This is a genomic window from Stenotrophomonas sp. STEN029 (assembly GCF_056760015.1).
The window spans coordinates 1-22895 of the sequence record NZ_JBRREC010000009.1 but is presented as its reverse complement, the minus strand read 5'-3'; the positions used below and the strand labels follow the sequence as shown (position 1 = coordinate 22895).

At 65.3% G+C, this 22895-nt stretch carries 21 protein-coding genes; 18 read left to right on the top strand and 3 right to left on the bottom strand.

Translation table 11 applies throughout. The annotated features are described in order from the left end of the window. Positions 1 to 20: 20 nt before the first annotated feature. A complete protein-coding gene (locus ACVOLI_RS03480; RefSeq protein ID WP_481533537.1) occupies positions 21 to 2669 on the top strand; it encodes a serine/threonine-protein kinase in 2649 nt (882 codons plus the stop codon). Between the two features lie 26 nt (positions 2670 to 2695). Continuing rightward, positions 2696 to 3343, top strand: coding sequence for a hypothetical protein (locus ACVOLI_RS03475; protein WP_481533536.1), 648 nt, complete (start codon positions 2696 to 2698; stop codon positions 3341 to 3343). A gap of 50 nt (positions 3344 to 3393) precedes the next feature. On the opposite strand, the gene ACVOLI_RS03470 is transcribed toward ACVOLI_RS03475, so the two are convergent. After that, on the bottom strand, positions 3394 to 4293 hold the full coding sequence (locus tag ACVOLI_RS03470; protein ID WP_481533566.1) for a DUF3011 domain-containing protein: 900 nt from the start codon (positions 4291 to 4293) through the stop codon (positions 3394 to 3396). 206 nt (positions 4294 to 4499) lie between these two features. On the opposite strand from ACVOLI_RS03470, the gene aspS reads away from it, so the two are divergent. From aspS to ACVOLI_RS03455, 3 genes are all read left to right on the top strand, one after another. Then, positions 4500 to 6257, top strand: coding sequence for an aspartate--tRNA ligase (aspS, locus tag ACVOLI_RS03465; RefSeq protein ID WP_481533535.1), 1758 nt, complete (start codon positions 4500 to 4502; stop codon positions 6255 to 6257). Between the two features lie 3 nt (positions 6258 to 6260). Beyond that, the gene (locus tag ACVOLI_RS03460; RefSeq protein WP_296251762.1) at positions 6261 to 6782 is read left to right on the top strand and encodes a GNAT family N-acetyltransferase; all 522 of its coding nucleotides are present in this window, start codon (positions 6261 to 6263) and stop codon (positions 6780 to 6782) included. A 357-nt stretch (positions 6783 to 7139) separates the two neighbouring features. Beyond that, positions 7140 to 7403 carry a transposase gene (locus ACVOLI_RS03455; protein WP_481533534.1) on the top strand — a complete coding sequence of 88 codons (264 nt, stop codon included), beginning with the start codon at positions 7140 to 7142 and terminating at the stop codon, positions 7401 to 7403. 42 nt (positions 7404 to 7445) lie between these two features. On the opposite strand, the gene ACVOLI_RS03450 is transcribed toward ACVOLI_RS03455, so the two are convergent. Together ACVOLI_RS03450 and ACVOLI_RS03445 are read right to left on the bottom strand one after the other, a co-directional pair. Continuing rightward, on the bottom strand, positions 7446 to 8459 hold the full coding sequence (locus ACVOLI_RS03450; RefSeq protein WP_481533533.1) for a FecR family protein: 1014 nt from the start codon (positions 8457 to 8459) through the stop codon (positions 7446 to 7448). After that, the gene (locus tag ACVOLI_RS03445) at positions 8456 to 8938 is read right to left on the bottom strand and encodes an RNA polymerase sigma factor (RefSeq protein WP_481533532.1); all 483 of its coding nucleotides are present in this window, start codon (positions 8936 to 8938) and stop codon (positions 8456 to 8458) included. The genes ACVOLI_RS03450 and ACVOLI_RS03445 overlap by 4 nt, the downstream gene beginning before the upstream one ends. Positions 8939 to 9139: 201 nt before the next feature. Here ACVOLI_RS03445 and ACVOLI_RS03440 point away from each other — a divergent pair, with 201 nt between their 5' ends. The 13 genes from ACVOLI_RS03440 (at position 9140) to pal (ending at position 22750) form a co-directional block, all read left to right on the top strand. Then, a complete protein-coding gene (locus ACVOLI_RS03440) occupies positions 9140 to 12217 on the top strand; it encodes a TonB-dependent receptor domain-containing protein (RefSeq protein ID WP_481533531.1) in 3078 nt (1025 codons plus the stop codon). A 54-nt stretch (positions 12218 to 12271) separates the two neighbouring features. Beyond that, positions 12272 to 12919 (top strand): esterase/lipase family protein, encoded by a 648-nt coding sequence (locus ACVOLI_RS03435; protein ID WP_481509970.1) that lies wholly within the window; start codon positions 12272 to 12274, stop codon positions 12917 to 12919. A 67-nt stretch (positions 12920 to 12986) separates the two neighbouring features. Then, on the top strand, positions 12987 to 13718 hold the full coding sequence (locus ACVOLI_RS03430; RefSeq protein WP_296251750.1) for a YebC/PmpR family DNA-binding transcriptional regulator: 732 nt from the start codon (positions 12987 to 12989) through the stop codon (positions 13716 to 13718). A gap of 73 nt (positions 13719 to 13791) precedes the next feature. Continuing rightward, positions 13792 to 14313, top strand: a complete 522-nt coding sequence (gene ruvC / locus ACVOLI_RS03425) for a crossover junction endodeoxyribonuclease RuvC (RefSeq protein ID WP_282269162.1) — start codon at positions 13792 to 13794, stop codon at positions 14311 to 14313. A 10-nt stretch (positions 14314 to 14323) separates the two neighbouring features. Further along, positions 14324 to 14911 (top strand): Holliday junction branch migration protein RuvA, encoded by a 588-nt coding sequence (ruvA, locus tag ACVOLI_RS03420; RefSeq protein ID WP_481533530.1) that lies wholly within the window; start codon positions 14324 to 14326, stop codon positions 14909 to 14911. A gap of 35 nt (positions 14912 to 14946) precedes the next feature. After that, positions 14947 to 16872, top strand: a complete 1926-nt coding sequence (locus ACVOLI_RS03415) for a potassium transporter Kup (RefSeq protein WP_481533529.1) — start codon at positions 14947 to 14949, stop codon at positions 16870 to 16872. A gap of 33 nt (positions 16873 to 16905) precedes the next feature. Next, entirely contained in the window at positions 16906 to 17952 is a 1047-nt protein-coding gene (ruvB, locus tag ACVOLI_RS03410; protein WP_481533528.1) for a Holliday junction branch migration DNA helicase RuvB, read from the top strand. Further along, on the top strand, positions 17942 to 18367 hold the full coding sequence (gene ybgC / locus ACVOLI_RS03405) for a tol-pal system-associated acyl-CoA thioesterase (protein ID WP_282269154.1): 426 nt from the start codon (positions 17942 to 17944) through the stop codon (positions 18365 to 18367). Before ruvB ends, ybgC begins: the two co-directional genes overlap by 11 nt. Before the next feature lie 20 nt (positions 18368 to 18387). Beyond that, the gene (tolQ, locus tag ACVOLI_RS03400; RefSeq protein ID WP_296251744.1) at positions 18388 to 19170 is read left to right on the top strand and encodes a protein TolQ; all 783 of its coding nucleotides are present in this window, start codon (positions 18388 to 18390) and stop codon (positions 19168 to 19170) included. 38 nt (positions 19171 to 19208) lie between these two features. Then, the gene (tolR, locus tag ACVOLI_RS03395) at positions 19209 to 19637 is read left to right on the top strand and encodes a protein TolR (protein WP_296251742.1); all 429 of its coding nucleotides are present in this window, start codon (positions 19209 to 19211) and stop codon (positions 19635 to 19637) included. Further along, positions 19627 to 20694 carry a cell envelope integrity protein TolA gene (tolA, locus tag ACVOLI_RS03390; RefSeq protein WP_481533527.1) on the top strand — a complete coding sequence of 356 codons (1068 nt, stop codon included), beginning with the start codon at positions 19627 to 19629 and terminating at the stop codon, positions 20692 to 20694. Before tolR ends, tolA begins: the two co-directional genes overlap by 11 nt. A gap of 155 nt (positions 20695 to 20849) precedes the next feature. Then, entirely contained in the window at positions 20850 to 22169 is a 1320-nt protein-coding gene (gene tolB, locus ACVOLI_RS03385) for a Tol-Pal system beta propeller repeat protein TolB (RefSeq protein WP_481533526.1), read from the top strand. Positions 22170 to 22231: 62 nt separating this feature from the next. Further along, positions 22232 to 22750, top strand: a complete 519-nt coding sequence (gene pal, locus ACVOLI_RS03380) for a peptidoglycan-associated lipoprotein Pal (protein WP_282269147.1) — start codon at positions 22232 to 22234, stop codon at positions 22748 to 22750. Positions 22751 to 22895 lie beyond the last annotated feature (145 nt).

Sequence of the window (22895 nt, the reverse complement as noted above, 5' to 3'; positions counted from 1 at the left end):
GGCTGGCACAGGGGGTGTAGGTGGATCGGGATAGTTGGCAACAGGTGCGCGAGCTGTTCGACGCCGTGTGTGAACTGCATCCGTCGCAATGGCGGAGCGAACTCGCGCGGCTGAGCGCTGATCCCGCCGTCGTGGCCGAAACACTGGAGCTGCTCGAAGCGCAGACCAGCGAACTCGGCCGTGCGCTCGAGCCGATGCAGCAGTTGATGGTCGCGGCGATTCCTTCCGAATTGAGTGAAGGCGAAGTCATTGGGCCTTGGCGTCTGTGCGAACGGCTGGCCAGCGGCGGCATGGGGATGGTGTTCCGTGCCGAGCGTGCTGATGGCCTGTATGCGCAGGAGGTGGCGATCAAAGTGCTGCAGGGCAAGCCCGGTGCGCGTGTCGCTGAGCGCCTGGCCGCCGAGCGGCGCATTCTGGCCAGCTTGCAGCATCCCAACATCGCCCGCCTGTACGACGGTGGTACTACCCCGGGCGGGCATCCCTATCTGGTGATGGAATATGTGCGTGGTGAGCCGCTGGATGTTTACTGCGCGCGCCACCAGCTTGACCTGCGCCAGCGCCTGCAGCTGTTCCTGAAAGTGTGCAGCGCGGTGCAGGCCGCACACGCGCGGCTGGTACTGCATTGCGACCTGAAGCCGTCCAATATCCTGGTGCGTGAGGATGGCGAACCGGTGTTGTTGGACTTCGGTGTGTCGCGCGTGCTGGGCGACGAGGCCAACGACCCGGCTGCGCAATTCTTTACGCCTGCTTACGCGGCGCCAGAGCTGCAGTCAGGAAGCCTGGTGGGTGTCAGCAGTGATGTCTTCAGCCTGGCTGCGGTATTGAGCGAGCTGTTGGCAGGCAAGCGCGGCAGGCGCGGCGCAGATGACAGCGCTGCCGCGGTGGCGGCGCCCAGCGGGTTGGCAGGAAGCGATTGTCGCTGGGCGCGATCCTTGCGCGGTGATCTGGACGCCATCGTGGTGCGGGCGGGGGCCTTGGCGCCCGGGCAGCGCTATCCGTCGGTGGAGGCGATGGCCGCGGACGTGCAGCGCTATCTGCAGTATCGGCCGGTGCAGGCACGTAATGGTGGCCGGTTCTATCGCGGTGGGCGTTGGCTGCGACGCAACTGGAAGGGGGCTGCCTTGCTGTTGCTGGTGCTGCTGCTTGCGGCCTGGTTTGTGTGGCGCCTGGCCGCCGAACGCGCCGCCGCCGAGCGCGAGGCAACGATCGCCGAGCAGGTCAGCGGGTTCCTCGTGGAAATGTTCCAGGCGGCCGATCCACGCGAGAGAGGCGTGCGCGGCGGTGAGGACATCAGTGCCCGCGAAGTGCTGGATCGGGCAGCATCGCGCATCGACGAGGAGCTGGATGCATCGCCGGAAGTACAGGCACGCTTGAAGGGCGTGATCGGCCTGGCCTACCGCAATGCGGGTGATCTGCGTCGTGCCGACCCGATGATGCTGCAAGCCGCCGAAGCGTTGGCCGCCGCTGGTGGCGACAAGAACCTGGACGAAGCCGCGCGCCTGTTCAACCTGCTGGCGGGAACCTATGCCAACAACCGCAAGGGCGTGGAAGGTGCCGCCATGGCGCGGCGGGCGCTGGCGCTGCTGGGCAGGCAGCCAGCAGACAGCTTCCGTGTTGCCCAGTCCTACAACTCGTTGGGACTGTCGTTGTTGTCCGAGCAGCGCTATGACGATGCCGAGGCTGCTTTCAAGCAGGCACTGCAGCGTCACCAGGCCGGCAAACGCGAGCAGTACATCGGCGTGACATTGGACAACCTGGGCATGATGTACCGGCGCAAGGGCGATCTGGTCGCCTCGGCCGCGGCGTTCGACCAGTCAACGCCGATGTTCCTGCGCAGCCTGGGGGAGATGTCGTATGACTACTGGGCCAGCAATACCGAACGTAACTTGATGGTGATGGATCGCGGTGAGCTGGATGTGGCCATCGCCGCGTTCGAGGCCAATCTGGCGCGCGCACCAACGATATTCGGACAGCGCAGCGTCTATGTGATCAGCGAGAACAACCGCCTGGCGCAGGCACTGATACGCAAAGGCGACTATGCGCGTGCACGGCCCTATGTCGAAACCGCCCTGCGGCTGTCGGCCCAGGTGCTGGGCAAGGACAGCTACAACTATTCGGTCGTCACCGAAACCGCCGCGCAGCTTGCCCAGGCGCAGGGCGAGAGCGCCGTCGCTGAAACCAGCTACCGCGAGGCGTTGGCGGTACGCGCGGCAGCGATTGGTGGCGACCATCCGGACAGCCTGGATCTGGAACTGCAGCTTGGGCTGCTGTTGGCTACCCAAGGCAATGCTGACGGCGATGCGCTGGTGCAGCGGGCGCATGATCTGTGGCTGCCGCGTATTCCAGCCGGCAGCGCCAACGGTACTCGCCTGCAGCAGGGCTGGGCCGAATGGCTGATCGCCAAGCACCGACTGGATGAGGCTGCGCAGACCTTGGAAACCGTGCAGCCGCTGTTGCTCGATAGTCCTTATGCGGCGGTGCGCCAACAGGTATTGCGTGCGCGTCTGGCTGAGCAGCGCAGCAATCGCAGCGAAGCCGTGCAGTATTGGCAGGCCGCCGTCGCCGCCGCCGAGCCCTTGTACGGCAAGACATCGGCGGTGACCTTGCAGTGGCGCGGAGCCCTGCAGGCGGCGCGAGATCATGTACAAGGCAGTGGCGCGTTGCCTTGAACGGGCGCGTAGGCGAGGATCGGGGCATGAAAACCTTCTCCTTCTCGAATCTGATCTGCGTTCTGGCCCTGGCCGGCACTGCCGTCCTTCCTGTTCCGGCAATCGCTGCCAGCACCTCTCCAAAGGCAACGGCAGCGGTTGCGCCGGCCGACCAGTTCCTCGCCGATCTGGCGCGCTACTGCGGGCAGGCCTTTGCTGGCCGCATCATCGCCAACCAGCCGCAGTCCAGCGCGCCGGACCCATTCGATGGCAAGACCCTGGTGATGCATGTGCGTGGCTGCGACAGCCCACGGCAGGAACTGCGGGTGCCGTTCCATGTGGGGGATGACCATTCGCGCACCTGGGTGATCAGCCGTACCGATAGCGGCCTGCGCTTGAAGCACGACCACCGTCATGCCGATGGCAGCGCGGATGCGGTGACCATGTACGGCGGTGATACCGTCCAGGCCGGCAGCGCGGGGCGGCAGGAGTTTCCGGTCGATGCCCAATCGGTGGCGATGTTCACCGCAAATGGCATGACCGCCTCGCTGCGCAACACCTGGGCGATGGAGCTGGAGCCTGGCAAGCGCTTCGTCTACGAGCTGGCGCGTCCGGATGGGCGTTTGTTCCAGGTCGAGTTTGACCTTGGCACGCCGGTGGAACTGCCGCCGGCGCCTTGGGGCAGCGAGGCCTGACATAAGGAGGGCGCCGTTGCCGGCGCCCTCTGATCCTTCGGGCGGGAAACTCAGCGGGCGCCGAAGCGGGCGCGGCAACCGCCGTTGACCCAGATGCTGTTGCCGTTGAAGCCCCAGTTGCGGCCTTCCACGCAGCGCGTATCCGAGGCCTGCTGGACGATGACCGGGCGCCCCTGGCGGCGATCCCAGGCGCAGGTGTTCAGGCGGTTGCTGTTGCTGTGGCAATCCACGAAGTAGTTGTTGCCACCCCAGCCGCCGCCATTGCCCCAGCCGCCACCACGGCCTTCCGCGAATTCACCACGGCAGCCACCATTGACCCAGATCGTGCCATTGCTGCTGCCCCAGTTGCGCCCTTCCACGCAGCGCGTATCGGAAACCTGGCGGACCAGCACCGCGCTGCGCCAGCCGGTATTGCAGACCACATGACGGTTGCTGTTGCTGTCGCAGCGGATGGTCTGGTTGCCGTTTCCGTGGCCCGGGCCGTCGCCCCAGCCGCCACCGCGACCTTCGGCAAATTCGGCGCGGCAACCACCGCTGACCCAGACACTGCCGTTGTTGCTGCCCCAGTTGCGGCCTTCGGTGCAGCGGGTGTCGGAGACCTGGCGGACCAGCACTGCGCTGCGCCAGCCGGTGTTGCAGACCTGCTGGCGGTTGTTGTTGCTGTCGCAGCGGATGGTGCGGCCGTTGTTGTTGCCGGCGCCGCCGCCCCAGCCACCGCCGCGCCCTTCGGCGAATTCGGCGCGGCAGCCGCCGTTGACCCAGACGCTGCCGTTGTTGCTGCCCCAGTTGCGACCTTCGATGCAGCGCGTATCGGAAACCTGGCGGACCAGTACCGCGCTGCGCCAGCCGGTGTTGCAGACCTGTTGGCGATTGCTGTTGCTGTCGCAGCGGATGGTGTTGCCCTGGCCGCCCGGATAGCCGGATTGGGCCGAAGCGGGGGACGGGCTCATCGCCAGCCCAAGCAGGGCAGCCAGGCCGGCGAGCAGGAGGGGACGGTTCATGGCGGCTTCCCTGTTCAGGTTGGGTGGCCGAACTATAGGCGCAGTCCCACTTAAGGCCGCGTGACTGATCGCCGGATTTGCTCCTGCACCCGCTGAGCGCCAAAATACGGGGCTACCCGGCACCGTTTCGTACCGGGCCCCCTGCGGAGCTTTCCATGCGTACCCATTTCTGCGGCCTGGTCGACGAGACCCTGATCGGCCAAACCGTGACCCTCGCCGGCTGGACCGACGTTGCCCGTAACCTCGGCGGTGTCTGCTTCATCGATCTGCGCGACCACGAAGGCATCGTCCAGGTCACCGTCGAGCCCGACAACGCCGAAGTGTTCGCCGTCGCCGCCAGCCTCGGCTACGAGGACGTGCTGCAGGTCGAAGGCGTGGTGCGTGCGCGCCATGCGGTCAACGACAAGATCCGCAGCGGCAAGGTGGAAGTGATCGCCACCCGCATCAGCATCCTCAACAAGGCCGCGCCGCTGCCGTTCCACGCGCACGAGAACCCGGGCGAGGAAACCCGCCTGAAGTACCGTTACCTGGACCTGCGTCGCCCGGAAATGCAGCGCATGCAGCGCACCCGCATCAAGCTGGTGCAGGCGCTGCGCCGCCATCTGGATGCACGCAACTTCCAGGACATCGAAACCCCGATCCTGACCAAGGCCACCCCGGAAGGCGCGCGCGACTTCCTGGTGCCGGCACGCATGCACCCGGGCGAGTTCTACGCCCTGCCGCAGAGCCCGCAGTTGTTCAAGCAGATCCTGATGGTGGCCGGCTTCGACCGCTACTACCAGATTGCCCGCTGCTTCCGCGATGAAGCCCTGCGTGCCGACCGCCAGCTGGAATTCACCCAGCTGGACATGGAGTTCGCCTTCGTGCGCGAGCGCGACGTGCAGGATTTCGTCGAGGACATGATCCGCTCGATCTTCAAGGAAGTGGTCGACGTCGACCTCGACGCCAGCTTCCCGCGCATGACCTGGGCCGAGGCGATGCGCCGCTACGGTTCGGACAAGCCGGACCTGCGCATCACGCTGGAGCTGGTGGACGTGGCCGAGCTGGTCAAGGCCAGCGAGTTCCCGGTGTTCACCGCTGCCGCCAATGACGCCGACGGTCGCGTGGCCGCGCTGCGCATCCCGGGCGGTGCCAGCCTCAGCCGCAAGCAGATCGACGAATATGCCGCCCACGCCGCCAAGTACGGTGCCAAGGGCCTGGCTTACATCAAGATTGCCGAGAACGGTGAGATCAGCTCGCCGATCCAGAAGTTCTTCGCCGAAGACGCCTTCGCTGCGCTGCTCAAGCAGGTTGGTGCCGGCAATGGCGACATCGTGTTCTTCGGTGCAGGCGGCTACAACAAGGTCTCCGACTTCATGGGTGCGCTGCGCCTGAAGGCCGGCAAGGACTTCAACCTGGTTGCCGACGGCTGGGCACCGCTGTGGGTAACCGACTTCCCGATGTTCGAGTGGGACGAGGAAGAGCAGCGTTACGTTGCCCTGCATCACCCCTTCACCGCACCGGCAGTGGACGATGTGGCCGAGCTGCGCGCACACGCCAAGACCGCGGTTTCGCGCGGTTATGACATGGTGCTCAACGGCAACGAGATCGGTGGCGGTTCCATCCGTATCCATCGCCCGGAAATGCAGAGCGCGGTGTTCGAGCTGCTCGGCATCGGTGCCGAAGAGGCGCGCGCCAAGTTTGGCTTCCTGCTGGATGCGCTGAACTTCGGTGCCCCGCCACACGGTGGCATCGCCTTCGGCATCGACCGTATTGCCGCGCTGATGGCCGGTACCGAGTCGATCCGCGACGTGATCCCGTTCCCGAAGACCACCGGCGCACAGTGCCTGATGACCGATGCGCCGTCGCCGATCGCCGATGCGCAGCTGGCCGAAGTGCACGTGCAGGTGCGTCCGCGCGCCGACAAGGCCTGAGCCTTGGCAGCTGACGCCAGCATCCGTCGCGCCACGCCCGATGATGCTGGCGTGTTGTGTGCACTGGCCGAACGTACCTTCGTGGAGACGTTCGGCCACCTGTACCCAGCGCAGGACCTGGCCGATTACCTGGCCACGGCGTACCCGGTCGAACTACAGCGGCAACAGCTGCAGTCCGGAGATTACGCGGCGTGGTTGCTGGACGTGGCAGGCGAGGCCGTTGGCTTCGCCTTTGCCGGTCCCTGTGGCTTGCCGCATGCGGATGCCAGTGCAACCGACGGCGAGTTGAAACGCCTGTACGTGCTGGGCCAGTACCAGGGCGGTGGTCGTGGCGGCCTGTTGTTCGATGCGGCCCTGCAGTGGCTGCAGACGCCGGGGCGCACGTTGTGGATAGGCGTGTGGTCGGAGAATTTCGGCGCGCAACGCTTCTATGCACGGCATGGCTTCGAGCACGTCGGGGCCTATGAGTTCCCGGTCGGCAGCGTGCGTGACAATGAGTTCATCCTGCGGCGGCTTGCTGGCTGATTGACGCTCGGCAATGCCGATTTCAGGCGTCGCCGGGAGTGCGTTCTGCCGAGCATGGCTCGGCACTACTGTTGTTTGCCTGCATTTGTGGGAGCGGCGTGAGCCGCGACGCTGGTAATCCAGTAGTTTGCCGATAGCCTTCCTGCATACATCAAAGTGTGCGCTGCATCGCTGCGGCCATGCTTGGCCGCTGCGTCTACACAGGAAAGGGGGGGCTGCGTGCGCATACGCGCGTCCTCCCGAACACCGGACCTGATCGCTGCGCTTTGTTGCTGCGGCCACGGTGCGGAATGTCTGGGCGTGGATACGGACGGCGATACAGGCGTTGAATGCCGTTGCCGGCAAGGCGAAGCAAGCATGAGAAAGCAATTTGACGAGGCTCAGGTGATCGGCTTCCTGCGCGAGCTTGATGCCGGCCAAGCCCTGCAGGTGCTCTGCAGGAAGCATGGTTTCAGTGATACGTCGCGTGTGCTGTTGCGGCGTGCCTGCGCTGGCCTGCGCGTGCCCCATGCAAGCCACCTGCGGCGCTTGCAGCTGGAGAACCAGCGGCTCAAGGATCTGCTGCACGTGCAGGCGCAGGAGCGCGAACGGATCAGGCAGGCCCTGCGCGAGCAGTTGTGAGCGGCTGCCACGCGCCACGGAGCCAACCGTGGCACGGGTTGGTCAGCGGCTGAGCTCGGTCTCGCCTGCGGCATTGGTATGTGCCGAAACCCTGTGCAAGGCGCTCAAGGCTTCAACGAAGCCGCTGCTGTCATTGCTGCGGAACACCCCGGAAACGCGCAGTTCCCCCAGCGCTGCATCCTTGATCCGCAACGGACTGCCGCCATAGCGGTTGAACTCGTCTACCGCCGCCCGCAGTGGCATGTCTGCAAACACCAGCTGGCCGTCGATCCATGCCGGTGCGCTGCCGCCGTGGAAGCTCTGTACCTGTGGAGCCTTGCCGGCGGCCATGTGCGCGCGCTGCCCGGGAGTAAGCGTGGCCACGGCTGCGGCATGGTCGTCGGCCGCGGCGGCGCGCAGCTGTACCTTGCCTTCGAACAGGGTTACATCAAGGCCATCGTCCAGGCGATACACCTCGAACTGGGTGCCGACCGCACGCACGCTGCCTTGTGCTGTATCCACGGTCAGTGGACGTGCGGTGTCGGCGGCAACCTTGAAGAAGGCGCGGCCCTGGTCCAGGGCGATGCGACGCTGTTGCCTGTTGTAGCGCACGCGCAGCGTGGTGCCGGTATCGAGATCAACCTGCGTGCCATCGTCGAGGGTGATGCTGCGCTGCTCGCCGATCGCGCTGGCATAGCGTTGTTCGCTGATTGGCGCCGGGGCAAGGACGCGCCAGCCAATGACAACCGCAGTCAACGCCGCCGCACAGGCCACCAGCCATTGCAGGCGGCGCGGCCTGCGCTGCAGCTGCGGCTGGGTCTGTGCCGGAACTGCTGCAGGGATCGCCGCCAGCCGCTGGCTGATCTCGGGCGCAGCGGAAAAATCGCCCAGCATCGACCACATGCGCTCGACGCGCTCGTAGGCAAGCCGATGCGCGGGCTCGGCATCCAGCCAGAGCTGGTGTTCGGCCTGCTCATCTTCACTCACTTCGTCGGCGTGCAGGCGTGCAAACCAGGCCGCAGCCTGGGTGCGGATGGGATCAGCGTCTGCAACGACTTCAAGCTTGGTTTCTTTCATGGCTGCTCCAAACGCGTGCCGAAGTGCAGCAGGGCGCGCATCATCTGTTTCTCCACGGCACTGACACTGATGCCCAGTTGGCTGGCGATGGCGGCATAGGTCATGCCTTCATAGCGATGCAGCAGGAATACCTGCTGGCAGCGCGGTGGTAAATCATCCAGCACCTTCAAGAACAGCTGCAGGCGTTCGCGGTCCTGGTAGACGCGCTCACCACATACGGTTTCGGTGGGCCAGCCCTCGGTGTTCTCATCGATCGGTACATGTTGTCCAACATGGCGGGTACGGTCGCGACGGTAACGGTCGCGCAGCCGGTTGCCCGCAATCGTCATCAAATAGGCCTCGACGTTGTTGACCTTGTCCGCCTGCGGATCGCGCATCATCCGCACCAGGGTTTCCTGGGTGAGATCTTCCGCGTCTTCCACCGTACCCAGGTGGTTCCTGAAGTAGCGCATCAGGCGTGGACGGTACTGTTGCGCCATGGCGCCCGTGTCCCGGAGGCTGTCGGGCGGGGGCTGGATGGGCGGCAGGGCGGCGGTCATTGGCAGGCGTTGACAGTCTGGGGCGACACGCGCAGCTTGGGCCAGTGCCAGTGATTCTGCCAGATGAGGGGTTTTGCGCTTGCTGCGTCTGTACAGGGGGTTGCCGGTTTGGTGCCAGTCCGGTTGTCACTGGGAGAGGGGATGATTGCCAGCGCAGGTCGCGGAAATCAGCGGGTGCGGGACGGTCGGCGTGGCATGTTGCGCTGGCTGTTGCTATGCCTTGTCCTGGTGATCGTGCCTGCTTGGGCACAGGGCAGTTCCGTCATCCGCGATTACCAGCAGCCACGGCAGCCCTTGCAGCAGGCGTTGGCGCAACTGGCAACCAGCTCGGGGCTGCAGATACTGATGGCGCCGCAGATGCTCGCTGGCAGGACCGCACCTGCGGTGAACGGGCGCTACAGCGTCGCCCAGGCACTGCAGCAACTGCTCGCTGGCAGCGGCCTGAGCTATCGGCTGACCAGTAGCGGGGTCATCACCATTGTCCAGGCGGCGACAGCGCCGGCAGCCGAAGCGCCCAAGCCAACGCAGCCGGCGACGATGCCGGCGGTGGCCAGTTCCCTGGCCTCGCTGCAGGTCACCGGCTCGCGGATACGCCGCAGCGCGTTTGAAGGCCCGGCACCGGTAACCATCATCACTGCCGAGCAGATGCAACGCGATGGCCATTTCACCTTGGCAGATGCGCTGGCCGTGAATGGCATGAGCAACTATGGCGCCGAGTCGCTGGACGGCGGCGGGCGCTTTTCGGCGAACGCGCAGCCCTTGAACCTGCGCGGCCTGGGCCCGGGCAGGGCACTGATCCTCGTCGATGGCCGGCGGTTGCCGGACTACCCGTTTCCCTCGAACGGACGCAGCAATTTCCAGAGTCTGGGTGGCATTCCCCTGGCCAGCGTGGAGCGTGTCGAGCTGATGACCGGTGGCGCCTCGGCCATCTACGGGGCCGATGCGATTGCCGGGGTGGTCAATATCGTGCTCAAACAACCGCGCAGCGGTTCGCAGGCCAGGGTGCGCACCGGCACCAGCAGCCAGGGCGGTGGTGATCGCTTTGATCTGCAGTGGTCCGCCGGGCATGGCGGCGAGAACTGGGGGCTGAGTTACGCCGTGCAATACTCGGCTGCCGAGTTGCTGCGCGGCGCGCAACGCGACCTGCAACGTCCAACGGACGGCACTGCAGGCGTGCCAGTGAATCCCGAACTTGGACTGGGCTTCATGCGCGAGGGCGGCGCCGCGCAAACGCTGGCGCCACTGCCGCGCGATGTCTGCTCGCGCTGGCAGGGTGAGTTCGTCGACTGGGACTTCGTCGCGCCAGCCAACGCGGCATCGGCGCTGCAGGGGCACGGCTGCGGAACCTGGCGCAACGCTGGCTACACCTCGCTGATGGATGGCGTGCGGGAGTTGTCCGGGCAGCTGCATGCACAGTGGACGTTTTCACCGCACACGCAGGCATGGGCGGGCTTGCAGCTGTGGAATGCGCGCAGTGCGCTGGCCAGCGGCTTTGAAACCATCACCGGGCCGCATCTGGCCAGTACCGGCAAGGTCAGCCAGGTCTATGACCCACGCTTGGGATACCTCGCGCCACGACGCGTGCTTACCCCGCAGGAAGTAGGCGGGCCGGACGCAATGAACGATCACTACAGTGAGCGGATGTGGGATCTGGCGCTGGGGCTGCAAGGTCGTTACGGGCAGCGCCTGGACTGGAGCCTGACGGTGGGACGTTCGGATTATCGGGTGCAGCGTGATCGACGGCGTTTGCTGGGCCAGAAGGTCAATGACTTTTTCTTTGTTCCCGCGATCGGGGTGACCAATGATGGCGTCATCATCCAGCCATTGAACCTGCAGCATTGGTATCGGCCGATCACGCCTGACGAATACATGGCCATGTCCGGCAATGTGCATTACGACGCGCTTACCCGGGTGGATGAGGTGTCCTATGTTGTCTCCGGTGGGATCGCTGATCTGCCTGCGGGCAGCCTGGCAATGGCACTGGTGGCGGAAGCCAGTCGACAGCGCTACCGGCTGCGCAACACGCCATCGGTACTGCCCCTGCAGATGGACACCTATAACCTTACCGGCAGCGTGGGCGAGGGGACGCGCGATCGCTACGCGCTGGGCGCAGAGCTGAGCGTTCCGCTGACGACGGCGATCAAGGGCAGTCTGGCCGGCCGCGTGGACAGGTACGACGACGCGGTCGCAGTCGCCACCGCGCGCACCTGGAGTGCGGGGCTGGAATGGCGGCCTGCACACAATCTGCTGTTGCGTGCCAGCCACGCGACCAGCTTCAAGATGCCGGACATGCACTGGGTGTTCACCGATGGCGGCGGCAGTTTTGGCAGCGCCATCGATGCAAGGCGCTGCATCGTCGCCGGTGCCAATTCCGGCTGCGCTGGTTATGAATCGGAGTTTCTGACCCGGACCTATCGCAACCCAGAGCTGGGCGCGGAGACCGGCACCTCGACCACCGTCGGTGTTGTCTGGGATGCCGGTGATGCCTTGTCGATCAGCGCGGACTATTGGGATGTCAGCAACGAAGGCGGCATAGGCCGCATCTCGCCGGCGCTGCTATTGCGTGATGAAGCCGAGTGCGCCACCGGTCTGCGCCCGGATGGGCGCCCGAGCACGCTGGATCCACGCTCCTGGGAGTGTCGCAAGGCACGTTCGCGGGTAGTGCGTAGTGGCGAGCAGGGCGATGGCCGCATCCTCATGGTCGAGTCGACGGCGGCCAACCAATCCGAGCAACGCATCCGCGGCATCGACACGGTAGCGGATTGGCGTTTCAGCAACGGCATCGGTGACTTCACCCTGCACATGGCCTGGTCGCACACGTTCTGGGCCCAGCGCCGGGTGCGCTCGCCGGGTACCCTGCACGAGGAATGGCGCGAGACGCAGTGGGACTCAGGTGAAAACCTGGCATTCCGCAGCAACCTGCGTACCAGTCTGGGTTGGCAGGGACAGAGTGGCTGGTCAGCCAATCTGTCCGGCATCCGCTACGGCCGCTTGCCGCGAGTTGATGGCCAAGGCCGGATCAAGCCACTGCTGCTGTGGAATGCCAATGCCGGAAAACAGATCAGCAAGCGCGCAACGGCGACCTTGTTCATCAACAATCTATTCAATTCAGCGCCGCCGCGTGACAGCAGCAATGACGAATTTCCGTACTACTACGACGAGGTCTACAGCGCGGTAGGGCGGCAGCTGGCCGTGCAGCTGGATTACAACTTCGACTGAAGGCCGGGGCGTTGCCCGTTGTGGTGGGCCGGGGCGATGACGGAAACTGCGCGCATGTCATGGCAGAACTCCCCGCGTCCCCGTGTGCTGATCCTGCACGGCATCTGGAACACCCGCTCCTGGCTGTTGCCATTGGCCTGGCGGCTGCGCACGCAGGGCTTCGCAGTGGACACGTTTGGCTACGCCAGCGTGTTCGGCGGACCCGAACAGGCGGTGCCGCAGTTGGTGCAACGTTTGCGCACGGGAGGGCAGGTATCGCTGGTCGGGCACAGCCTGGGTGGTCTGGTCGCGCTGGAGGCGTTGCGGCAGGCGCCGAGCCTGGAGGTGCCGCGGGTGGTCTGCCTGGGCTCACCGCTATGCGGCAGCGGCACCGCCCGTTCAATGGCCGAGCATGGTTGGGTGGCGGCCTTGGGGCGTAGTGGCGACCTGTTGTTGCACGGTTTGCCGGATTGGCAGGGAAAGGCCGAGGTCGGCCTGATCGCCGGCTCGGTGGCGCATGGGCTGGGGGCGATGATGGGCGCGCTGGATGGCGAATCCGATGGCACCGTGGGCCTGGCCGAAACCCGTCTGCCGGGCCTGGCCGATCACTGCGTGGTGCCGGTCAGCCATAGCGGACTGGTGCTGTCGCCCGAGGTGGCCACGCTGACCGCCGGCTTCCTGCGCCAGGGGCGCTTTCCGACGGTTGCCGCCGTAACCGGCTGATGACGGGGGCCGGGCGGGGGATCAGGTAGAATTACCGCCCTGTTCCTGACAGATGTACGGTATTCCCATGGGTCGAGGTCCTTCCATCGAAGGTCGCAAAAACGCGAATGACGCGAAGCGCGGCAAGATTTTCACCAAAATCATCCGGGAGATCAGCGTTGCTGCCCGTGGTGGCGGAGGCGACCCAAACAACAACCCGCGCCTGCGTGTGGCGATGGACAAGGGCCTGGCCGCGAACATGACCAAGGATGTCATCGAGCGCGCGATCAAGAAGGCCACCGGTGAGTTGGAAGGCGTCGAGTACGAGGAAGTGCGCTACGAGGGCTATGCCCCGGGCGGCATCGCCGTGATCGTCGACTGCCTGACCGACAACCGCGTGCGCACCGTGGCCGACGTCCGCCATGCTTTCAGCAAGTGCGGCGGCAACATGGGCACCGAAGGCTCGGTGTCGTTCATGTTCAAGCGGCTGGGCGTGCTGAGCTTTGCACCGGGTGCGGATGAAGAGGCCATCACCGAGGCGGCAATCGAGGCTGGTGCCGACGATATCGCGGTCTATCCGGAAGATGGCTCCATCGACGTGATCACCGCGCCGGAAGCCTTCCAGTCGGTGAAGGACGCGATGACAGCCGCCAAGCTGGTGCCGGACCACAGCGAAATCACCTTCCGCGCCGACAACGATGTTGCCGTCGACGCTGACACCGCGGTGCAGGTGAAGAAGCTGCTGGACATGCTCGAAGACCTGGACGATGTGCAGGACGTGTATTCCAACGTCGACCAGGCAGGCCTGGAGCGGGTCTGACGACCCGCCCGGTCCCACCGGGTGAGACGGCGTCCGGCCATGCTGGGCGCCGTTTTTTACTGATAGAGGCAGCATGACCCGCATCCTTGGCATTGATCCCGGCTCGCAACGCACCGGCGTCGGTATCATCGACATCGACGCCAACGGCCGCGCCCGCCATGTTCATCACGCGCCACTGGTGCTGTTGGGAGCGGCGGATTTCCCGCAGCGCTTGCGTTTGCTGGCGCACGGGCTGCATGCCTTGATCGAGGAATTCCAGCCGCAGGAAGTGGCGATCGAGAAGGTGTTCATGGCCAAGAACGCCGATTCGGCCTTGAAGCTGGGCCAGGCACGTGGGGCGGCGGTGTGTGCGGTGGTGATGCGCGACCTGCCGGTCAGCGAATACGCCGCCACCGAGATCAAGCTGGCCGTGGTTGGCCGCGGCGGCGCGGAAAAGCAGCAGGTGCAGCACATGGTGGGTTTGATGCTGAACCTGCAGGGCAAATTACAGGCAGACGCCGCCGATGCATTGGCGGTGGCCATCACGCATGCGCATGTCCGCGCCACGGCCAATCGGCTGGGGGTGGACGTGCGCCAGGCTTGGAGTCGCAAATGAGGTTTTTCGCATGATCGGTCGCCTGCGCGGCATCCTCGCCTACAAGGCCCCGCCGTGGCTGGTGATCGACGTCAATGGCGTCGGTTATGAGTTGGAGGCGCCGATGAGCACCTTCTATGACCTGCCCGATGTCGGTCGCGAGGTCATCCTGTTCACCCATTACGCGCAGAAGGAAGACAGCGTCTCGCTGTACGGCTTCCTGCGTGAGGGCGAGCGCCGGCTGTTCCGCGACGTGCAGAAGGTGTCGGGCATCGGCGCCAAGATCGCGCTGGCGGTGCTGTCCGGGACCAGCGTCGACGAGTTCGCGCGGCTGATCCAGACCGGCGATGTCACTGCGTTGACCCGTATTCCCGGTATAGGCAAGAAGACCGCCGAGCGCATGGTGGTCGAACTGCGTGACCGCGCAGCCAATTTCACCGGTGGCGGCGCACCCATTGCCGGCCAGCTGGGCACCGATGCGGTGTCCGAGGCGACAGTGGCTTTGCAGCAACTGGGCTATAAACCGGCAGAGGCGGCCAAGATGGCGCGCGATGCCGGTGCCGAGGGCGATGATGTCGCCACGGTCATCCGTAAAGCGCTGCAGGCAGCCCTGCGTTAACCCCTTCGGCAGCATGACGCCAACCCGAGATCGCCATGTCCCACGCTCCTTCCACGTCTGAATCCTCCACTCAAGGCCATGGCCACGGTCACGGCGGCGCTGCCGGCGGCCTGGCGCTGGTTGTCGGCGCCATTGGCGTGGTGTTCGGCGATATCGGCACCAGCCCGCTGTACACCCTGAAGGAAGCGTTCTCGCCGCACTACGGGCTCAACAGCGACCACGACACCGTGCTGGGCGTGTTGTCGTTGGCGTTCTGGGCGCTGAACATGGTGGTCACGCTCAAGTACGTGACCATCATCATGCGCGCCGACAACGACGGCGAGGGCGGCATCATGGCGCTGATGGCGTTGGCCCAACGCACCCTGCGCAATGGCTCGCGGTCAGCCTATGTGGTCGGCATCCTCGGTATTTTCGGCGCCTCGCTGTTCTTTGGTGATGGGGTGATCACCCCGGCGATTTCGGTGCTGGGCGCGGTCGAGGGCCTGGAAGTCGCGGCGCCGGGGTTGGGGCATTTCGTGGTGCCGATCACCCTGGTGGTGCTGGCGGCGGTGTTCGCCGCGCAGCGCTTCGGTACCGAGAAGGTGGGCAAGGTGTTCGGCCCGGTGATGACCATCTGGTTCCTGTCACTGGCCGCGATCGGCATCTGGAACGTGATCGCCGCGCCTGAGGTACTCAAGGCCTTCAACCCGCTGTGGGCGGCGCGCTTCTTCATGGAGCATGGCTGGCACGGCGTCTTCATTCTCGGCGCGGTGGTGCTGGCGGTGACCGGTGGCGAGGCCTTGTATGCGGACATGGGCCACTTCGGTGCGCCGCCGATCCGCCATGCCTGGTATTTCTTCGTGCTGCCGTGCCTGGTGTTGAACTACCTGGGGCAGGGCGCGCTGGTGCTGCAGCGTCCCGACGCGGTGGCAAATCCGTTCTTCGAGGCGGTGCCGGGTTGGGCGCTGATTCCGATGATCCTGCTGGCGACGGCTGCGGCGGTGATCGCCAGCCAGTCGGTGATCACCGGTGCGTTCTCGGTATCGCGGCAGGCCATGCAGCTGGGTTACATCCCGCGCATGCGCATCCTGCATACCTCGCACGACACCATCGGCCAGATCTATATCCCGGGCATCAACTGGGGCCTGGCGGTGATGGTGTTCGGGCTGGTGCTGGCCTTCCGCAGCTCCAGCAACCTGGCGGTGGCCTACGGCATCTCGGTGTCGGGCACGATGCTGATCGACACCTTGCTGTTGGCGCTGGTGGCCCGCGTGCTGTGGCCACGGGCGCGCCACGCCATCGTGGCCTTGTGTGTGGTGTTCATTTTCATCGACCTCGGCTTCGTGATCGCCAACGGCGCAAAGCTGCTGCAGGGCGCCTGGTTCCCGCTGGTGCTTGGCCTGGTGCTGTTCACGATGATGCGCACCTGGCGCCGTGGTCGTGAGCTGCTGCGTGATGAGATCCGCAAGGACGGTATCCGTCTGGACACATTCTTGCCTGGCCTGATGCTGGCACCGCCAGTACGGGTACCGGGTACGGCGGTGTTCCTGACCGCCGATCCAAGCGTGGTCCCGCATGCGCTGATGCACAACCTCAAGCACAACAAGGTGCTGCACGAGCGCAATGTGTTCCTGCACGTGGAAACCCTGCCGATGCCATATGCGGCCGAAGGCCAGCGCCTGCGCATCGATTCGGTGGGGGATGAGTTCTACCGTGTCCATGTGCGCTACGGTTTCATGGAAACCCCGGATATTCCTTTGGCGCTGATGCGCTCCTGCGACCATGGCGGCATCTATTTCGACCCGATGGATACCACCTTCTTCGCCAGCCGCGAGACCATCGTGGCCAGTGCCAACCGTGGCATGCCGATCTGGCGCGACAAGCTGTTCGCCTTCATGCATCGCAACGCGGCGCCTGCCACTGGCTTCTTCCGTATTCCGGGCAACCGGTTGGTGGAATTGGGCGCGCAGGTGGAAATCTGATCGGATGCGACGTGCTTGGCGCATAATTGCGAAATGACTGACGACCGCATCATCGGCGCCGGCGCGACCCGCGAGGACGACGCCGCCGACGCCAGCATCCGCCCGCGCAGCCTGGCCGATTATCTCGGCCAGGCACCGGTGCGCGAGCAGATGGATATCTATATCCAGGCCGCCAAGGCCCGCCGCGAGGCGCTGGACCATGTGCTGATCTTCGGCCCGCCCGGGCTGGGCAAGACCACGCTGAGCCACGTGATCGCCAACGAGCTGGGTGTGGCGCTGCGTGTCACTTCCGGCCCGGTGATCGAGAAAGCCGGCGATCTGGCCGCGCTGCTGACCAATCTGCAGCCGCATGACGTCTTGTTCATCGACGAAATCCACCGTCTTTCGCCAGTGGTGGAGGAAGTGCTGTACCCGGCGATGGAAGACTTCCAGATCGACATCATGATCGGCGACGGCCCGGCCGCGCGCTCGATCAAGCTGGATCTGCCGCCGTTTACCCTGATTGGCGCCACCACCCGCGCCGGGCTGCTGACCGCGCCGCTGCGCGACCGCTTCGGCATCGTGCAGCGGCTGGAGTTCTATTCGGCCGAGGAGCTGACCCGCATCGTGCGGCGTTCGGCAGGCATCCTTGGCATTGATTGCAGCGCCGAAGGTGCCGGCGAGATCGCCCGCCGTTCGCGTGGCACCCCGCGTATCGCCAACCGGCTGCTGCGACGCGTGCGTGACTATGCCCAGGTCAAGGCCGGTGGGCATATCGACCAGGCGGTGGCGCAGGCGGCGATGCAGATGCTCAAGGTCGATCCGGAAGGCTTCGATGAGCTGGATCGGCGCATGCTGCGCACCCTGGTGGAATATTTCGATGGCGGCCCGGTCGGGGTCGAGTCGATGGCTGCGGCGCTTTCCGAGGAGCGCGGCACCCTGGAAGACGTGGTCGAGCCCTTCCTGATCCAGCAGGGTTTCCTGGTGCGCACCGCCCGCGGGCGCATGGCCACCAGCAAGGCCTACCGCCATCTGGGCCTCAAACCCAAGGCGGCACCGGCGCCTGCGGACCTGTTCGCGGAGCAACGCGATGACGAATGAGTCTCGGTTCAGTTGGCCGACACGCATTTACTGGGAAGATACCGACGCTGGCGGCGTGGTGTACCACGCCCGCTACGTGGCCTTCATGGAGAGGGCAAGGACCGAATGGATGCGCGCCCTCGGCTATGGTCAGGAAACCATGCGTTGCGGTGACGGCCAGGTATTCGTGGTCCGTGCCATGAACCTGGATTTCCTGAAGCCGGCCAAGCTGGACGATGCGCTGACCACCACGGTGGAACTGCTGCAATGCCGGCGGGCCAGCCTGCTGATGGCGCAGGCGGTGATGCGCGATGACCAGGTGCTGGCGACGGCGCAGGTCCGCCTTGCCGCTGTCGGTGCCCGCGACTTCCGTCCGCAGGCGCTTGATGACACGCTTTACGCAGTACTGAAACCCCTTCAAACACAACCCGCTTAAGCAACACTGAGGAAGATCGGATGATCGCTTTGCTTCTGGCCCTGCAGGCCACCGTGACCGAGGTCCTGCCGGCCGACGTCAGCGCCGCCGCTGCGCAGACCGTGGCGCAGGCCAGCCATGGCGGCGGCATCAACTACCTGGACCTGATGCTCAAGGCCAGTATCCCGGTCAAGCTGATCGTGCTGCTGTTGCTGGCAGGTTCGTTCATCAGCTGGGTGATCATTTTCCGCAAGGCACGCGTGTTCAAGGCCGCCGACAACGAGGCCAGCGAGTTCGAGAACCGCTTCTGGTCTGGCGCCGATCTGGGCAAGTTGTACGCCTCGGCCACCGACCGCAACCGTCAGGTTGATGGTCTGGAAGCCATTTTCGAAGCCGGTTTCCGCGAATATTCGCGCCTGCAGGGCCGCCGCGCTTTCGACGGCCGTACCCAGCTGGAAGGCGCGCAGCGCGCCATGCGCACCACCTACGCCCGTGAAGTGGATGGGTTGGAGCGCAACCTGGAATTGCTGGCCAATATTGGTTCCACTGCCCCGTACGTGGGTCTGGTCGGCACCGTGTTCGGCATCATGGTGACCATGCACGACATGATCAGCAGCGGTGAGCAGGCCGGTATCGCCTCGGTTGCCCCGGGTATTTCCGAAGCCCTGTTCGCCACCGCGATCGGCCTGTTCGTGGCCATCCCGGCGGTGTGGGCCTATAACCGCTTCACCACCCGCGTCGAGCGGTTGTCGGTGCGCTATGAAACCTTCGCCGAGGAGTTCAGCTCCATCCTGCAGCGCCAGCAGAGCGGCAGCGACGAGTAAGTGCGCCAGCGCCTTCCTCTGACCGCAGGAGCCCATCTATGACCGCCGCCATTCCCCGCCGCAAGCGCCGCAAGCTCAAGTCCGAGATCAACGTCGTGCCGTATATCGACGTGATGCTCGTGCTGCTGATCATCTTCATGGTGACAGCGCCGCTGCTGACCCTCAGTTTCGAGGTCGACCTGCCCAGTTCCACCGCCAAGGCGCTGGAGAGCAAGCAGGACCCGATCGTGGTCTCGGTGCGCGCCGACGGCCAGATGAGCCTGAAGCTGCCCGAAGCCAAGGACCCGCAGGCCATGGACGCTGGCGCGCTGCAGGCGCAATTGAGCGCATTGGCCTCGCAGGACAAGGCGCTTCGCGTGATCGTGGCCGCCGACAAGAGCGTGGCCTATGAGAAGGTCATGGACGCCATGGATGTGATCAAGGCCGCGAAGATCGAAAAGGTGGGTCTGGCGACCGATGCACGCTGACGCACTGCCACCACCGCACGACAACCGCAACGAGTGGGGCCTGCCGGTCGTACTGGCGTTGCTGGTGCACCTGTTGGTCGCGGCGATTTTCATCATCGCCTGGGTGTGGTCGCCTTCCCGCAGCACCGAGGCCGCCGCTGGCGACCCGGCGCTTGAGGCCAACATGCAGCTGTCCGCCGCCGAGGCTTCGGCCGCGCGGCAGGCCCTGCGTGCCTCGGAAAAACTGCCGGATCTGCCCGAGCCGGTGGAAGAAGCCCAGCCCGAGCCGGTGCCGGAAGACACCGTGCCGCCGCCGCAGCCCATCCCCGAGCCCAAGCCGCAGGACGCGCCCACCCCGCAGCAGCACAACGCCCAGGAGCGCATTGCCCAGCCGGACACGGTCGACCAGGAGCGCGTCAGTGCCTTGGCCATTTCCCAGGAGAAGGCCAAGCAGGAGCAGGAAGCCAAGCGCCGCCAGGAGCAGATCGACCTGACCGAACGCAAGCGCGTGGAAGAGGCCGAGCAGAAGCTGCGCCTGGCCAAGCAGCAGGAAGAGGCCGATCGCAAGAAGATCGCCGACCAGCAGCGCCAGGCCAGTGAGGCGCAGGCCGAGCAGGAGCGCCAGCAGAAGATCGCCGAGATCCGCCGCAAGCGCGAACAGGCAGAGCGCGAGGCCAAGCTGGCCGAGCAGCGTCTGCGCCAGGTGGCCGATGCCCGCGCCCGCGCGCAGGCGTCGTCGACCAGCAGCGGCACCAGCGGGCCGAGCACGCCGTCGCCGGGGCAGGGCGGCACCAGCAATGACCTGACCGCCAAGTATGCTGCTGCCATCCAGCAGGCCGTGGTTGCGCAGTGGAACCGGCCGGACAATGTTGCCAATGGCACGCGCTGCCGGATCCTGATCAAGCAGCTGCCGGGCGGCGAGGTGATGAGTGCCGAGGTGCAATCGGGTTGCGCCATGGACGCGGCAGCGCGTGATTCCATCGAGCGTGCCGTGCTGAGGGCGCAGCCGCTGCCCTTCCGTGGCTATGAGACGGTGTTCCGGCGCGAGCTGATGTTTACATTCACCGCCCAGAACTGAGCGATGGCTGTTCCGGGCATCCGGTTGGTTTCATTGGAAATTTATAATCTGGGGCGGTGGCTGGCGGATTTCACATGACTTTCGTTCACGATTGCGAAAATGTTCATCTGCGTGCTGCTATCCCTCTCTTATTCATTCGTACTGCTGAGCGCCTCATGAAGAATCTGTCACGCTGGCTGGTCGCCCTCACCGTTCTGCTGCTGCCTTTTGTGGCCGCGGCACAGCAGGGGGCTTTGGAAATCGAAATCACCGGTGGCAACGCCTCGGCCACGCCGATCACGGTTGTGCCGATGGCCTACCAGGGGTCGGCCGGTGCGCCGCAGACCGACGTGGCTGCGGTGGTGCGCGCCGACCTGGACCGTTCCGGCCAGTTCCGCAACCTGCCCGAAGCGCAGATTGTCGAACGCCCCAGCCGCGGCAGCGAGGTGCAATACCCGACCTGGCGCGCGCTCAAGCAGGATTTCCTGGTCGTCGGTCGGGTGCAGGACGCCGGTGCCGGCGCCTACCGCGTGGAATACGAGCTGTTCGATGTGGCCAAGGGCGAGCGCCTGCTCGGCCTGGCGATGACCGCACGTTCCAGCGCCATGCGTGATGTCGCCCACCAGATGGCCGATGCGATCTACGAAAAGATCACCGGTGTGCGTGGTGCCTTCTGGACCCGCATCGCCTACATCACTGCCAGTGGCAGTGGCGCCAACATGCGCTACGCGCTGATGGTGGCCGATTCCGACGGCTACAGCCCGCAGACCATCGTGCGCTCGGCCGAGCCGCTGCTGTCGCCGAGCTGGAGCCCGGACGGTCGCAAGCTGGCCTATGTCAGCTTCGAGCGCGGCAACTCCTCCATCTACGTGCAGGACATCGCCACCGGTGGCCGTGAGCTGCTGACGAGCTTCCGTGGCATCAACAGCGCGCCCTCGTTCTCACCGGACGGCCGTCGCCTGGCCCTGGCCCTGTCGCGCAGCGGCAACCCGGAGATCTACGTGATGGACCTGGGCAGCAAGCAGCTGACCCAGCTGACCAACCACTTCGGCATCGACACCGAGCCGACCTGGGCCGCCGATGGCAGCTCGGTCTACTTCACCTCCGATCGCGGCGGACGCCCGCAGATCTACCAGGTGCCGGCCACCGGCGGCAGCGCCAGCCGCGTGACCTTCCAGGGCAACTACAATGCCAAGGCCAGCGTCTCCTTCGATGGCAAGAAGATTGCCGTCGCCCAGGGTGCGGGCAGCAGCTACAAGATCGCGGTGATGGACAGCAGCCTGGGGGCGGCGCGCTGGAGCACGCTGTCGCCGGGTTCGTTGGACGAATCGCCCAGTTTTGCGCCCAATGCGAGCATGGTGCTGTACGCCGCTCGTGAAGGTGGGCGTGGTGTGTTGTATGAAGTATCCGCCGACGGCCGGGTGCGCCAGCGCTTGGTGCTGGCCGATGGCGACGTGCGTGAGCCAGCATGGGGTCCGTACCGCACTGCGCGTTGATAAAATGTTAATCTCTTCCCGCATTAATCCCCAACATTGGCCAGGAGCCACTAGGTATAGCCATGAACAAGTCAACTCGTGTTTTGCTCGTTTCGCTGCTGTCGGTAGCCGCGCTCGCTGGCTGCTCGAAGAAGGTCAAGGAACAGCCGGCACAGCCGCCGGTTGATACCGGTTCGACCACCCAGCCGACCGGTCCGTCCACCTCCGGCCTGTACGGCCCGGGCGACCTGGATACCGACGCCTGCCTGCGTCAGCGCGTTGTCTACTTCGACCTGGACCAGGATTCGGTCAAGCCGGAATTCCAGGCCATCATGGCTTGCCACGCCAAGTACCTGCGTGACCGTCCGTCCTCGCGCATCACCCTGCAGGGCAACACCGACGAACGCGGCAGCCGCGCTTACAACCAGGCCCTGGGCGAGCGTCGTGGCAATGGCGTGAACTCGGCTCTGCAGGCCAACGGTGGTTCGGCTTCGCAGCTGACCGTCGTGTCCTACGGCGAAGAGCGTCCGGTCTGCACCGATTCGAACGAGTCCTGCTGGTCGCAGAACCGTCGCGTCGAAATCGTCTACACCGCGCAGTAATCGATGCGCATCAGTCTCAAACTGATGCTCGTGGTCGCGGGGGGGCCGGGGGGGGGGCGGGCACCCGCAACGGGCCCGCCGCCCGTATGCTAGTGAAATCTGCGGCGGTAAAGGGCCGTCTGACACACCCCCGCGCGCCAGAGCA